This is a genomic window from Streptomyces odonnellii, assembly GCF_000981895.1.
In the GTDB taxonomy this organism is placed as follows: domain Bacteria; phylum Actinomycetota; class Actinomycetes; order Streptomycetales; family Streptomycetaceae; genus Streptomyces; species Streptomyces odonnellii.
In genome coordinates this window covers 1-13,134 of record NZ_LATD01000020.1, presented here as the reverse complement: position 1 = coordinate 13,134, position 13,134 = coordinate 1, and the positions used below count along the sequence as shown (strand labels likewise).

13 protein-coding genes are annotated in these 13,134 nt (G+C 69.2%); 8 read left to right on the top strand and 5 right to left on the bottom strand.

Annotated elements, in window-relative coordinates:
• The first annotated feature begins 1 nt into the window (after position 1).
• The gene (locus tag WH07_RS02845) at positions 2-994 is read left to right on the top strand and encodes a substrate-binding domain-containing protein (protein WP_046494886.1); all 993 of its coding nucleotides are present in this window, start codon (positions 2-4) and stop codon (positions 992-994) included.
• Between the two features lie 91 nt (positions 995-1,085).
• Here WH07_RS02845 and WH07_RS02840 read toward each other — a convergent pair whose 3' ends face one another.
• Positions 1,086-2,372: an NAD(P)/FAD-dependent oxidoreductase gene (locus tag WH07_RS02840; RefSeq protein WP_046494884.1), complete on the bottom strand. Its 1,287-nt coding sequence runs from the start codon at positions 2,370-2,372 to the stop codon at positions 1,086-1,088.
• 287 nt (positions 2,373-2,659) lie between these two features.
• Here WH07_RS02840 and WH07_RS02835 point away from each other — a divergent pair, with 287 nt between their 5' ends.
• The 7 genes from WH07_RS02835 to WH07_RS02805 all read left to right on the top strand — a co-directional run bounded on the left by WH07_RS02835 (position 2,660) and on the right by WH07_RS02805 (position 10,247).
• Positions 2,660-4,318, top strand: a complete 1,659-nt coding sequence (locus WH07_RS02835) for an FAD-dependent oxidoreductase (RefSeq protein WP_046494882.1) — start codon at positions 2,660-2,662, stop codon at positions 4,316-4,318.
• Between the two features lie 31 nt (positions 4,319-4,349).
• Positions 4,350-5,804 carry an ATP-binding protein gene (locus WH07_RS02830; RefSeq protein WP_046494880.1) on the top strand — a complete coding sequence of 485 codons (1,455 nt, stop codon included), beginning with the start codon at positions 4,350-4,352 and terminating at the stop codon, positions 5,802-5,804.
• 99 nt (positions 5,805-5,903) lie between these two features.
• On the top strand, positions 5,904-6,455 hold the full coding sequence (locus WH07_RS02825; RefSeq protein WP_046494877.1) for a hypothetical protein: 552 nt from the start codon (positions 5,904-5,906) through the stop codon (positions 6,453-6,455).
• A 139-nt stretch (positions 6,456-6,594) separates the two neighbouring features.
• Positions 6,595-7,431 carry a DUF4097 family beta strand repeat-containing protein gene (locus tag WH07_RS02820; RefSeq protein WP_046494875.1) on the top strand — a complete coding sequence of 279 codons (837 nt, stop codon included), beginning with the start codon at positions 6,595-6,597 and terminating at the stop codon, positions 7,429-7,431.
• A 125-nt stretch (positions 7,432-7,556) separates the two neighbouring features.
• Positions 7,557-8,570, top strand: coding sequence for an ATP-binding cassette domain-containing protein (locus WH07_RS02815; protein WP_046494873.1), 1,014 nt, complete (start codon positions 7,557-7,559; stop codon positions 8,568-8,570).
• The gene (locus tag WH07_RS02810) at positions 8,567-9,358 is read left to right on the top strand and encodes an ABC transporter permease (RefSeq protein WP_046494871.1); all 792 of its coding nucleotides are present in this window, start codon (positions 8,567-8,569) and stop codon (positions 9,356-9,358) included. The genes WH07_RS02815 and WH07_RS02810 overlap by 4 nt, the downstream gene beginning before the upstream one ends.
• Before the next feature lie 151 nt (positions 9,359-9,509).
• Positions 9,510-10,247, top strand: a complete 738-nt coding sequence (locus WH07_RS02805; protein ID WP_046494869.1) for a class I SAM-dependent DNA methyltransferase — start codon at positions 9,510-9,512, stop codon at positions 10,245-10,247.
• 15 nt (positions 10,248-10,262) lie between these two features.
• Here WH07_RS02805 and WH07_RS36035 read toward each other — a convergent pair whose 3' ends face one another.
• The 4 genes from WH07_RS36035 to WH07_RS39500 form a co-directional block, all read right to left on the bottom strand.
• Positions 10,263-11,066, bottom strand: a complete 804-nt coding sequence (locus WH07_RS36035; protein ID WP_052744205.1) for a substrate-binding domain-containing protein — start codon at positions 11,064-11,066, stop codon at positions 10,263-10,265.
• Between the two features lie 47 nt (positions 11,067-11,113).
• On the bottom strand, positions 11,114-11,758 hold the full coding sequence (locus WH07_RS36030; RefSeq protein WP_157877174.1) for a hypothetical protein: 645 nt from the start codon (positions 11,756-11,758) through the stop codon (positions 11,114-11,116).
• Positions 11,759-12,037: 279 nt separating this feature from the next.
• Entirely contained in the window at positions 12,038-12,592 is a 555-nt protein-coding gene (locus WH07_RS02795; protein WP_157877173.1) for a hypothetical protein, read from the bottom strand.
• 64 nt (positions 12,593-12,656) lie between these two features.
• Positions 12,657-12,908 carry a hypothetical protein gene (locus WH07_RS39500; protein WP_046494865.1) on the bottom strand — a complete coding sequence of 84 codons (252 nt, stop codon included), beginning with the start codon at positions 12,906-12,908 and terminating at the stop codon, positions 12,657-12,659.
• Positions 12,909-13,134: the final 226 nt, after the last annotated feature.

The window sequence follows — 13,134 nt, the reverse complement described above, 5'->3', positions numbered from 1 at the left end:
CATGTCCCGACTGCGTCTCACCTTCGCCTGCGGCGACTACGACCGCACCCGCGCCCTCGCCGAGGGGACGGTCCGCGCCGACGGTATCGAACTGACTTGTCTCCGACTGCCCGTCGAGGAGACCTTCTTCCGGATGATGCGGCACCAGGAGTTCGAGGTGGCGGAGATGTCGCTGTCCTCGTACGTCCTGTCGCTGCGCGCCGACCCCTCGCCCTTTGTGGCCCTGCCCGTCTTCACCTCCCGGATGTTCCGGCACGGCTCGCTGTACTGCCACACCGGCTCCGGGATCTCGTCGCCCGAGGACCTGCGCGGCAAGCGGGTCGGCGCCCCGGAGTACCAGCTCACCGCGTGCGTGTGGATGCGCGGCATCCTGGGCGACCGGCACGGCGTTCCGTACGACTCGGTCACCTATCTCACCGGCGGACAGGAGACCGCGGGGCGGGTGGAGAAGGCGGGCGTCGACCTGCCGGACTCGGTGCGGATCAGCCGTATCGCCGAGGACCGGACGCTCGCCGCGATGCTCGCCGAGGGCGAGATCGACGCGCTCTGCACCCCACGCGTCCCGAGCCCGTTCGTCGCGGGGGATCCCCGGGTGCGGCGGGTGTTCACGGATGTCGTCGCCAGCGAGAAGGAGTACCACCGGGAGACCGGCATCTTCCCGATCATGCATGTGGTGGTGATCAGGCGCGATGTGTACGAGGCGTATCCCTGGGTCGCGCAGTCGCTCAACAAGGCGCTGCTGACCGCCAGGGACGAGGCGTACGCGAATCTGTACGACACCTCGGCGCTGCGCTTCATGCTGCCCTGGCTGATTCCGCAGCTTGAGGAGGCCAGGACCCTGCTGGGCAAGGACTACTGGTCGTACGGGGTCAAGGACAATCACGCGGCCCTGTCCACCTTCCTGCGCTACCACCACGAACAGGGGCTCTCGGCGCGGCTGTGGACGCCCGAGGAACTGTTCGCGCCGGAGTCGCTGGAGGCGGCGGTCATCTGACGCCCGCCCGGCAGAAGTCCGGCCCCGTCCTCGCTGGGAGGACGGGGCCGAGCTGTGTGCGGGCCGCTGTCAGGCGCCGGACATCCGGACGTCAGGTCGGCAGTACGGCGTCGGTGCGGGGGCCGGTGACCAGGAGCTTCAGGGACGTGGCCGTATCGGCCGCCGCAGCGGGCTCGACGGTGGCGCCCCGGGTGAGCGCCCCGCGCACGGCCATGTAGTCGGCCGGGCTGTTGACGGAATCCGCCGCCAGGAGCCGCCCGTCCCGGTAATAGAGGACGGAGAACCGCTCGCTGTCCGGATCGCCGCGCACCACGTACTCGTCGTAACCCGTCGAGAGCCCGGCGATCTGGAGCTTCAGATCCCCTTGGTACGACCAGAACCACGGAACCGCCCGCGGCCCCGCCGGCTGCCCGAGCAGGGTCGCGGCCGCCACGGTGGCCTGGGCGACGGCGTTCTGCACGGACTCCAGCCGTACCCTGCCGCCCCCCGTCGTGGGATGCGGCTGTACGGTGCAGTCGCCCGCGGCGCATATCGCGGGATCGCTGGTACGGGCCTCGGCGTCGACGACGATGCCCTGGTCGCACTCCAGCCCGAGCCGCTCGGCGAGTTCGGTACGGGGAACGGCGCCGACACCGACGAGCACCAGATCGGCCGGGAGACGGGTGCCGTCGGCGAGTCCCACCGCTGTCACCTGCCCGGCCGCCCCGTCGAACCCGGTCACCGAGCCCGACAGCAGGACACGGACCCCGCGCCGCCGGTGTGCCCGCAGATAGAAGTCGGAGACGACCGGAGCCACGGCGCGCCCGAGCAGCCGGGGCGCCGCCTCGACCACGGTGACCTCCTTGCCGAGTGCCCGGGCCACCGCCGCCGTCTCAAGACCGATGAATCCGCCGCCCACCACCACGACCCGTCCGGCGGTCAGGAGCCGCGACCGCAGATGGGCCGCGTCGTCGCGGTCCCGCAGGACGCAGATCCCGCCGAGGCCGGAGCCGGGCAGGGTGAGCCGTCGCGGAGTGGAACCCACCGTGAGGGCCAGCCGGTCGAACGCCAGAGCGCGCCCGCCCGCCGTCACCGCGACACCGGAACCGGGCCGGCCGCCGGCGTTCAGCGACACATCGGTGACCCGCTCGCCACGGACGAGGTCGATCCCCGCGGCCTCGTAGAAGCCGGGAACCCGGAAGTCCAGCGACGCGAGATCCGCCTCACCGGCCAGGAACTCCTTGGACAGGGGCGGGCGCTGATAGGGCGGATGGGGTTCCTCGCCCACCAGGGTGATCGGTGCCTTGTCACCCAACTGCCTCAGGGATACGGCGAGTTGCAGGCCGGCTTGGCTCGCGCCGACGATCAGCGTGCCGCCGCTCGTGGGCGCCCCGCTCACCGGTACCCCGCTTGCGGTACGCCATGTGCCATGTCCCGCCGGGGGCTGCGTCGCTGGTCTTCGGGCGGCATCGGGTGTCCTCTCCGGTCGAAGATCTCCAACTGAGGCCAAACTGTCATACCATTCTACCATCGCGATTCCGTGCGGTCTCCGACGGCGAGGAAGCGGCATCCCGGAGAGCCATCCCGGAGAGCCGGGCCGAGCCGGAACCCGGCGCCCGGCCGCTCGTACACTGATGTTCAGGGGCCGGTGTTCAGGCTGTTTCGTCCGCAGACGATGGTGAGGGCATGGCGAATCCGACGATCCTGACGGTCGACGACGATCCGGCGGTCTCCCGGGCCGTCGCCCGGGACATCCGGCGCCGGTACGGCGACCGGTACCGGGTCGTCCGCGCCGTCTCCGGCGCGGAGGCACTGGAAGCGCTCCAGGAGATCAAGCTGCGCGGCGAACGGCTCGCGGTGATGCTCGCCGACTACCGGATGCCGAAGATGAACGGCATCGAGTTCCTCGAAGCGGCGATGGACCTCTTCCCGCTGGCCCGGCGGGTGCTGCTGACGGCGTACGCGGACACCGGCGCCGCCATCGACGCGATCAATGTCGTCGATCTCGACCACTATCTCCTCAAGCCGTGGAACCCGCCGGAGGAACACCTCTACCCGGTCATCGACTCGCTTCTGGAGACCTGGCTGGCCACGCCCGATCCGGGCTGCACCGAGACCCGGGTGGTGGGGCACCGCTGGTCCGCCCCGTCCTTCGCCGTACGGGACTTCCTCGCCCGCAATCTGGTCCCGTACCGCTGGCTCCCGGCCGACGAGCCCGAGGGCGCCCGGCTGCTCTCCGCCGCCGGGGTCACCGCCACCGACGTACCGCTGGTGGTCACACCGGACGGTACGACCATGGTGGCGCCCGCCGAGGGTGAACTCGCCGCGCATGTCGGGCTGAGCACCACCCCCACCTCGGACTTCTACGATCTCGTGGTGGTCGGCGGCGGACCCGCCGGTCTCGGCGCCGCGGTGTACGGGGCCTCCGAGGGGCTGCGTACGGTCCTGGTGGAGCGCGAGGCGACCGGCGGGCAGGCGGGTCAGAGCAGCAGGATCGAGAACTATCTCGGCTTCCCCGACGGTGTCTCCGGCTCACAGCTCACCAACCGGGCCCGCCGCCAGGCACTGAAGTTCGGCGCCGAGATCCTCAGCACCCGCGAGGTCGTCGCTCTGGAACCGGCCGGCGCGGGCCGGGTCCTGCGGTTCGGCGAGGGCTCCTCGATCACCGCGCACACGGTCGTACTGGCCACCGGCGTCTCGTACCGCAGACTGGCCGCGCCCAGCCTGGAGGAGTTCACGGGCGCCGGGGTCTTCTACGGATCGGCCGTCACCGAGGCGCCCACCTGCTCGGGCGAGGAGGTGTACATGGTCGGCGGCGCCAACTCGGCCGGCCAGGCGGCCGTGCACTTCTCCCGCTACGCCAAGCGTGTGCACATGCTGATCAGAGGCGCCGATCTCTCCCGGTCGATGTCCAGCTATCTGATCGAGCAGATCCGCGACATCGGCAATATCGTCGTCCACCCCTGGACCGAGGTGATCGCCGGGGAGGGTGACGGGCACCTCCAGCGGCTGACACTGCGGGACGCCCGCTCGGGCGCCGAGGAGACCGTCGACACCTCCTGGCTGTTCGTCTTCATCGGCGCCGAGCCGCGCACGGAATGGCTGGACGGCGTGGTCGCGCGCGACGCGCTGGGTTTCGTGCTCACCGGCCCCGACCTGCTCGCCGACGGACAGCGCCCGCCCGGCTGGACGCTGCCCCGGGACCCGTACCACCTGGAGTCCAGCGTGCCGGGGGTGTTCGCGGCCGGCGACGTCCGTGCCGCGTCCCTGAAGCGGGTCGCCTCGGCCGTCGGTGACGGCGCGATGGCCATCTCGCTGGTCCATCGTTATCTGGAGGCGCAATGAACGCTCAGGCGCCTGTCGTTGTGGAGGCGCCATGACAGCTTCTGACCGGTTGACACCGGACCAGGTGCGCACCCTGTTCCTTTTCGAGTCGCTCGACGACAGCCAACTCGGGTGGCTGGCTGAGCGGGGCAGGGTGGAAGTACGGCAGGGCGGCACGGCCGTCTACCAGGAGGGCGAGCCGGCCACCTGCTTCTTCGTCCTGCTCAGCGGTGCGGTGACGCTCAGCAGGCGGCTGCACGGGGACGACATCGAGGTCACCAGGACCGACAAGCGCGGTGTGTACGGCGGGGCCACCCAGGCGTATCTGGGCGACCGGGTGAACCAGGTGTATCCGAACACCATGCGGGCCGTCAGCGACGCCGAGTTCTTCGTCCTGCCGGCCGAGGAGTTCGCGGACGCGATGCGCGACTGGTTCCCGATGGCGCTCCACCTGCTGGAAGGCCTGTTCTTCGGCACCCGCGCCGCGGACACCGTCATGGGCGAACGCGAACGGCTGGTCGCGCTCGGCGCGCTGTCCGCCGGCCTCACCCATGAACTCAACAACCCGGCCGCGGCGGCGGTTCGGGCCACCGAGGCGCTGCGCGAGCGGGTGGGCGGGATGCGCCACAAGCTTGCCCTGATCGCCGACGGCCGTCTCGACGGCACCCGGCTGCGCGGTCTGGTGGAGCTCCAGGACGCGGCGGTCAAGCAGGCCGCGGCTGCCTCCCCACTGTCGGCGCTGGCCGCCGCCGACGCCGAGGACGAGATCGGCGACTGGCTGGAGGAGCACGAGGTCGCGAACCCCTGGGACCTGGCACCGGTCCTGGTGTCGGGCGGGGTGGGCGTGCCCTGGCTGTCCACGGTCGCCGAGACGGTCGGCGATGACCATCTGGACTCGGCGGTGCGCTGGCTCGCGTACGCCATCGACACCGAACTCCTGATGGGCGAGATCGACGACGCCGTGACCCGGGTCTCGGACCTGGTCGGAGCGGCGAAGCAGTACTCCCAGCTCGACCGGGCACCGCACCGGACCGTCGATGTGCACACCCTGCTCGACGCCACCCTGACCATGCTGAAGGGCAAGATCCCCGCCGGGATCCGAGTGGTCAAGCAGTACGACCGCGACCTCCCGGAGATCCCGGCGTACGGCGCGGAACTCAACCAGGTGTGGACCAATCTGATCGACAACGCGGTCGACGCCATGGGCGACGAGGGCACCCTCACCCTGGCCACCCGCCGGGACGGCGAGCAGTTCCTGGTGGAGGTCGCCGACACCGGCCCCGGCATCCCCGCGGAGATCAGGCCCCGGATCTTCGAACCCTTCTTCACGACCAAGTCCGTGGGCGAGGGGACCGGCCTCGGCCTGGACATCTCGTACCGCATCGTCGTCAACAAGCACCGGGGCGACATCCGAGTGCAGTCCCAGCCGGGGAACACCCGCTTCCAGGTCCTGCTGCCGATCACTCAGGAACCGGCCTCCGAAGCCTTCGAGGCCGCCGAAGCCTGAGCGCACACCTCTGACACCGGGTGGCGCCTATGGCGCCTGTGGCGCACGTTGGCGCCATGATGGCTCGACATGGCGCCAATGGTGTGCCATGATGGCGTTATGGACCTCACGCCGTATGTCGGCAACCTCCGGCATGAACTCGCCGTCGCAGCGGACGCGGGCGGAGACGAAGCCCGCGCCCTGGCGGAGCGGCTCACCGCGCCCCTGGAGTCGGCCGCCCGGCTCACCCTGCTCAACGCGCTGTCCGCCGCCATGGAGGAGGTGACCCGCGAGCTGGCGCCGGGCTCGGTCGACGTACGGCTGCGCGGGCTCGACCCCGAGTTCGTGGTGACGCCACCGCCGGTGCCGGAACCGTACGAGGAGGCGCCACATGGTGCCACGGTGGCGCCGGCGCCGGTGTCGGCTCCCGTAGCCGTTCCCGCCGTCCCGGACGGCGACGAGGGCGGTATGGCCCGGATCAACTTCCGTCTGCCCGCCCATCTCAAGGCCCGGGTCGAGGACGTCGCGGGACAAGAGGGCCTGTCCGTCAACGCCTGGCTGGTACGGGCGGTCGCCACGGCCCTGGAGCCCGGCGCGCCCGCCGAGCCGGGCAGCACCCCGGGCCGCGGTCGCCCCCGGGGCCAGAAGGGCTACAAGGGCTGGGTGCGCTAGCACCCCAGCACCACGCCTGTTAGCCCGTACAGCGTCTGTTCGCCCGCACCGGGCCTGTTCGCCGACAACGACTTCGTACGGATTCTCACCCGCCTCGGACGGCGGGAAAACACACCACAGCCATGAGGACGGTACAGCCATGCCTACTTTCGACACCCCCGAGCCGATCTCGGTCACTCTCGAATTCGACATCGGGTCCGTCCGGATCACCGCGAGCAAGCGCACCGACACGGTCGTCGAGGTCCTGCCCGGCGACGGCGCCGACGACGCAGACGTACGGGCCGCGCGCCAGGTCGAAGTGGTCTGCTCGGGCGGTACGTTGCGGGTCAAGGGACCCAAGAACCGCGCCCTGTTCGGCCGGAGCGGTTCGATCGACGTGACCATCGAACTGCCGGCCGGCTCGGACATCCGTGGCACCTCGCCCCTGGGGAACTTCATCTGCGAGGGGCCGCTCGGGGCATGCGGGCTCAAGACCTCGGCCGGCGACATCCGGGTCGACGAGGCGGGGACGGCGACTCTGAAGACCAGCCACGGCGACATCCACCTGGCACACGCCGCCGGGGACGCGGAAGTCACCGGGGCCGGCCGGGTCGACATCGGTACGGTCACCGGCACCGCCACGGTCAAGAACCTCAACGGCGAGACCACGATCGGCGAGGTCACCGGCGATCTCCGCGCGTCCTCGTCCAACGGCCGTATCTCCGTGGGCGTCGCGCACGCCGGAGTCGAGGCCAAGTCCGCCAACGGCGGTATCCGGATCGGCGAGGTGGCGCGCGGCCAGATCGTGCTCCAGACCGCCTCCGGCGACCTTGAGGTCGGGATCCCCGAGTCCACCGCCGCCTGGCTCGACGTGAACACCCGCCTCGGGCGGGTACGCAACTCCCTCACCCCGTCCGAAGGCCCCGGTGCCTCCGACGAGACCGTCGAGGTGCGCGCCCGTACCGGACTCGGCGACATCGTGATCCGCCGTCCCTGACCAATTCGTATCAGCCGTACCGCGCCGCGCCGCGTACCCGACCGTCGGTACCGCTGACCGGGACCACCCGTACCGGAGCCGGCCGTACCGCGGAACTCCGTACCGCAGACAAGGACATCAACGCCATGACCGCGCCTCCCGCGTCCTCCGTATCCGCCCGCTCGTCCACCGCCCTCGCCCCGGCGATCACCGCCACCGGCCTGTCCAAGTCCTACGGTGACAAGGTGGTGCTCGACAGCGTCGACCTGCGTATCGCCGAGGGCTCCGTCTTCGCGCTTCTCGGACCCAACGGGGCGGGCAAGACCACCACCGTGCAGATTCTCTCCACCCTCATCCCCGCGAACGCCGGAACGGCCCGGGTCGCGGGGCACGACGTGGCCCGCGACGCCGACGCCGTACGCGCCCTGATCGGTGTCACCGGCCAGTTCTCCGCGGTGGACAACCTGCTCACGGCCGAGGAGAACCTGCTCCTCATGGCGGACCTGTTCCATCTCGACCGCCGAGAAGGCCGGCGCCGTACCGCCGAGTTGCTGCGCCGGTTCGATCTGACCGAGGCGGCCACCAAGTCCGTCGTCACGTTCTCGGGCGGGATGCGGCGCAAGCTCGATCTCGCGATGACCCTGGTCGGAGATCCGCGCATCATCTTCCTCGACGAGCCGACGACCGGACTCGACCCGCGCAGCCGCCGCACCATGTGGGAGATCATCCGTGCGCTGGTCGCCGACGAAGGTGTCACGATCTTCCTGACCACCCAGTATCTGGAGGAGGCCGATCAACTCGCCGACCGTATCGCCGTACTGGACCATGGAAAGCTGGTCGCGGAAGGCACCGCGGAAGAGCTGAAGCGCCGTATCCCCGGCGGCCATATCCGTCTCCGGTTCGCCGACGAGACCGGACTCGACTCGGCCGCGGCCCTCTTCCCCGCCGTCAAACGCGACAGCGAGGCACTCACCCTGCACATCCCGAGCGACGGAAGCATTCCCACCCTGCGTGCCGTCCTCGACGTACTGGACCACGCGTCGGTGCAGGCCGAGGCGCTCACGGTGCACACCCCCGACCTCGACGACGTCTTCCTCACCCTCACCGGCAGCCCCCGGCCCGGTGACGAGGCCAACTCCCTTAAGGAGAACGCCCGATGAGCACCCCGTCCTATGCCGTCACCGATTCGCTGACGATGCTGCGGCGCAATCTGAAGCACGCACAGCGCTACCCCTCCATGACGGTCTCGGTCGTCGCGCTGCCCGTGATGATGCTCCTGGTCTTCACCTATGTCTTCGGCGGCGCCCTGGGCAGCGGAATCGGCGGCGCCGCCGTGGGTACCACCGACTACATCGACTATGTCGCCCCCGGCATCATCCTGATGGCCGCGACATCCGGGGCCCTGGTCACCGCGGTCGGAGTGTGCGTCGACAAGACCGAAGGCATCGTCAACCGTTTCCGGACGATGCCGATCTCCCGGGCGTCCTTTCTGACCGGGCATGTCGTCGGCGGGGTGATACAGACCCTGGTGAGCGTCGCCCTTGTCATCGGTGTCGCGCTGCTCATGGGCTTCAGGCCCAGCGCCACGCCCGTCGAGTGGATCGCGGCCGTCGGCCTTCTCGTCCTGCTGATTCTGGCGCTCACCTGGCTGTCGGCGGCGATCGGCCTTGTCGCCAAGACCCCTGAAACCGCCAGCAACATGCCTCTACCGTTGCAGTTCCTGCCGTTCGTCGGCAGTGCCATCGTCCCGACGGAGTCGATGCCGACCGGTGTGCGCTGGTTCGCGGAGTACCAGCCCTTCACCCCGATCATCGAGACCCTGCGGGGCCTGCTGATGGGCACCGGGATCGGCGGCAGCGCGCCCGCCGCCCTCGCCTGGTGCGCCGGCCTCACCCTGGTCGGCTATCTGTGGGCACGAGCGGTCTTCCGGCGCGGCGCCGTGGGCTAGAACCTCTGCTGGCAAGGCCCTGGGGCAGCGGTCGTACCGCCCGCTCCGGGGCCGGAGGCCGTCGGGGATCGGAGGCGAGTGCGGATCCGAGCCCGTTGCCCCCGAGAAAATCACGGGTGTCACGGGCAGCGTTTGCAGTACGGTCCCGGCCATGGACGATCAGGACGGTTACTTCGGAGAGCGGGTCGCGGCGACGTACGACGACTCGTCGGGCGGCGCGTTCGACCCCGGTGTCATCGAGACGACAACCGACTTCCTGGCAGGCCTCGCCGGGGACGGCCGGGCGCTCGAACTGGCCATCGGTACGGGACGTATCGCGGTGCCGTTGTCACACCGGGGCGTCCCGGTGCATGGCATCGACATGTCGCGGGCGATGGTCGCCCGGCTCCGCGGCAAGCCGGGCGGCGACGCGATCGGTGTGACGATCGGGGACTTCGCGACGACGAGGGTGGACGGGACCTTCTCCGTCACCTACCTCGTCTTCAACACCATCATGAATCTGACCACCCAGTCCGCGCAGGTGGACTGCTTCCGCAATGCCGCCGCCCACCTCCGGCCAGGAGGCTGCTTCGTCGTCGAGGTCATGGTCCCGGAACTGCGCAAGCTCCCGCCCGGGCAGACCGTCGTACCGTTCCACACGGGCCCGACGGGATGGGCGTACGACATCTACGACGTCGCCACCCAGGAGATGAGTTCCAACTATGTCGAGGTCATGGACGGCCGCGGCGAGTACAGGTCGGTCCCCTTCCGGTATGTGTGGCCGGCGGAACTCGACCTGATGGCTCAGCTCGCCGGACTGCGGCTGCGGGAACGCTGGGACGGCTGGACGCGGGAGCCGTTCACGGGCGAGAGCCGCCAGCATGTGTCGGTCTGGGAGAAAACCGCCTGACCGAAGCCCCCGTCCCTACCCGAGCGCCTCCAGTTGCTCGTTCTTCTCCTGCTGGCACCTTTCCTGCATCTCGTCCCGCATCTCGGCACGCTCGCACGGGGCGTGCCCCGCGTGCTCGATGATGGACTGCCCGCTCTCCAGGGTCACGAAGTCCAGAAAACTCTGGGTGAGTGATCCAATCGACGGTTTCCGGTATGTGTAGGCGTACTCGACCTCGGTGAACATGTATGAGCTGGTGGCGATGTCGTCGGTCGAGGGCGGCTTCTGCCCGTCCAGGGACAGCGCGCCCATGGCGTTCTTGTCCGGGAATTTCTCGAAGGAGTTCAGTTCGCTGTAGCCGAGCGCACCCTCGGTCCGCGACACGGCGTCCAGCATCTCTTCCGTGCTGTCCTGTTTGCAATGGATGATCGGGTCGTTCTTGTCCGCCGCTTTGAGCGTCTCGCAGTCCACCGAGTTGTCAGAGACCGTTTCCGCGCCCATGAGGATCTTCCGTTCGAAGATCTCCTGGGTGCCGGAGTCGCCCTCCCTGGTGACCAGTTTTATTGGGCCCGGGCGGCCGCCGACCTGCGACCAGTCGGTGAGTTTACCGGTGAAGATCTGCCGTACCTGCTCGCTTTTCAGGCCCTTCTCCGGAAGCCCTGCGGAGGAATTCGCCACGAGCGCGAAGGTGGAGATCGCCACGAAATTGTCCTCCAGCTCCCTGTAATCGTCAGCCTCGGTCTTGAGCCCGTCGGAGAAGGCGATCATGGCAGGGGACCCGTCCTTCGCCTTCTTGCCGGCCCTGGCCAGGGCTTCGAGCCCGTCCGCGGTACCCGTCATACGGAGGTCGATCTCCGAGCCGGGGCAGTCCTTCTCGTACGCCGCCTTCAGGGCCTTCGCCGCCTGGTTGAGGCGGTGGAGCCGACCACGGTCAGCTTGCCCGTCTCACAGCCGCGCGGCGGGACGATGGCCTGCGGCCATGCGATGGTGGCCGCCAGCACCGACACCGAGAGCGAGAGTGCAGCGGTGATCCATTTGGCTTGCCGGCTGAAGAGGGGCAGCTCCTCGTCGATGGACACGCCCTTGTTCCGTACGACGTCACCGCCCTGAAGGCCGCCCGTGATCCGTACGTCGGAGTTGACCGGACCGCCGGTGAGCAGCACCAGAAGCTTGAAGTGCTGGTTCCGGTTGAGCGGGACCGGGGGAAGGAAGATCTTCCTGCCCGACGAGTGGAGACCCGCCGGTCCCGCGGGTACGAAATGCTCCAGCAGATACTCGTCGTGGACATCGGGCTGGGTGACGGCGACGCCGCGCACGGTGCGGTCGCGGAAGACGACGGTGAGGCCGTGCAGTGCGTCCCGGCTGGTGTAGTCGGACTCGGCGATGGTCTCCGCGCCGTCGTTCTCGATACGGATCAGCACGACGGTGGCGTCGTCCATGCCTTCGAGGAAATTGCCGAAGGCGCCGATACGGACGGTGGTCAACGCCGCTTCGTCACCGTCGTCGTTGCTCTTGCCGAAAGGCGTGTCCATCTGGACGCGGTACCCGATCCGTTTACGGTGCTGGGCCCGTGGCCGGTACCAGATCGTAACGGCCGACGCGGCCAGACTGAACACCGCGAAGATCGTGGCCAATATATTGTCGGCAGTCAGCCACTCATCCATATGTTTGTCCCCCGTACGCGCACGCGCGCGTTTGTATACGTGATGGCGCGTCACGATAAGGAGCCGGGGGAGCGCATTGGAACACCTTTCCGTGTTCCTTCGAAAGTCGTTTGCCTGCCGTTCGCTTCGTGTCTGTGTGCCGGGTGGCTATGACCCGTTGTCGTCCAGGGCGTCCCGCGCCGTGCCGATGAACTTCGAGAGACTCTGTTCCATGGGCTGAACCGTCAGCTCGAATCCGGCCAGCAGGGCGTCCGCCTCCGGCGGCGGTTTCCGGGACGGATTCGCTTCGTGGTCTTCTCGTATGGCCTCGAGTTCGGCACAGAGGCTGGAGATCACATTGGCCGTACGGGCGACTTCGGCCGCCGCCGCGGAGGCGGCCTTGGGGCCGGCCAGCGCGATGTCGAGCCACAGTGACGCGACGCTCGCGGCGTGCGTCCGGCACTCATACACATAGGCGCTGGTGAAGGTGCTGACCTTGTAGGGGCCCAGATCCCGTTGTCCGATCGCCTTGCGCAGCGCTTCCGTGGCGGCGATGAATTCCCTGTACGCGCCCTCCCGCGGCTGACGCCGCTGCCGCTGATGCTCCGCCCGTGCCGCGATCCTGGCCGCCTCCCGCTGTGCCCTCCCGGCGGTGAGCGCGGCCCCGATGGTGGCCAACGCCCCGGCCAACGCCCCGCACACAGCGGCCAAGCCAGCATCCATAGCTACCGAGTGTGACGGCTTGCGACAGCCCCGGTCAACGTAAATTGCAAAGTTCTGCAATTGACTACATCATGAACTCGGTACGGGCCCTCTGTACGCGGCGTACGGGATTGGGGATCAGGTGGGCGGGGAGTTCTTCGCGGCCGTGCGGGAGCGGGTGCGGCAGGCCCGGGTGGCGCTGGAGACCGCCGTGGGAGGCGGGGACGCGTATGAAGTCGCCCTCGCACAGGACGAGTTGGACGATGCCCTGTGGGTGGCCGGCGAGCACGGCATCGAGACCGGTCCATGCGCGGAAGGGTCCGGCGATGCGGATCACAACAGCTAGGGTCTTTCGTTTGGGTCTGGCTGGGTCAGGGAGCGCCCGCCGCGGGAGCGGCTGATGTCTGCGTTGGTGCCGTGGATCGCAAGGCGGAGGAGGGAGCCCACGCGGAGGGGGTACCTCCCACGCCCTTAAGGCTGTGGGGGAGTAGGCGACTGACGACAACGCCGCGAGGCGCGGCCCGCCGCGGCAGCGGCTGATGTCACTGCGGGCACGCGAGCCC

Bases quoted from the DNA above. Each gene is read 5' to 3' on its own strand.
- WH07_RS36035 (WP_052744205.1), bottom strand. From the start codon at position 11,066: ATGACGGGTACCGCGGACGGGCTCGAAGCCCTGGCCAGGGCCGGCAAG.
- WH07_RS02830 (WP_046494880.1), top strand. From the start codon at position 4,350: ATGACAGCTTCTGACCGGTTGACACCGGACCAGGTGCGCACCCTGTTC.
- WH07_RS02795 (WP_157877173.1), bottom strand. From the start codon at position 12,592: ATGGATGCTGGCTTGGCCGCTGTGTGCGGGGCGTTGGCCGGGGCGTTG.
- WH07_RS02835 (WP_046494882.1), top strand. From the start codon at position 2,660: ATGGCGAATCCGACGATCCTGACGGTCGACGACGATCCGGCGGTCTCC.
- WH07_RS36030 (WP_157877174.1), bottom strand. From the start codon at position 11,758: ATGGACACGCCTTTCGGCAAGAGCAACGACGACGGTGACGAAGCGGCG.
- WH07_RS02805 (WP_046494869.1), top strand. From the start codon at position 9,510: ATGGACGATCAGGACGGTTACTTCGGAGAGCGGGTCGCGGCGACGTAC.
- WH07_RS02810 (WP_046494871.1), top strand. From the start codon at position 8,567: ATGAGCACCCCGTCCTATGCCGTCACCGATTCGCTGACGATGCTGCGG.
- WH07_RS02820 (WP_046494875.1), top strand. From the start codon at position 6,595: ATGCCTACTTTCGACACCCCCGAGCCGATCTCGGTCACTCTCGAATTC.
- WH07_RS02845 (WP_046494886.1), top strand. From the start codon at position 2: ATGTCCCGACTGCGTCTCACCTTCGCCTGCGGCGACTACGACCGCACC.
- WH07_RS02825 (WP_046494877.1), top strand. From the start codon at position 5,904: ATGGACCTCACGCCGTATGTCGGCAACCTCCGGCATGAACTCGCCGTC.
- WH07_RS02815 (WP_046494873.1), top strand. From the start codon at position 7,557: ATGACCGCGCCTCCCGCGTCCTCCGTATCCGCCCGCTCGTCCACCGCC.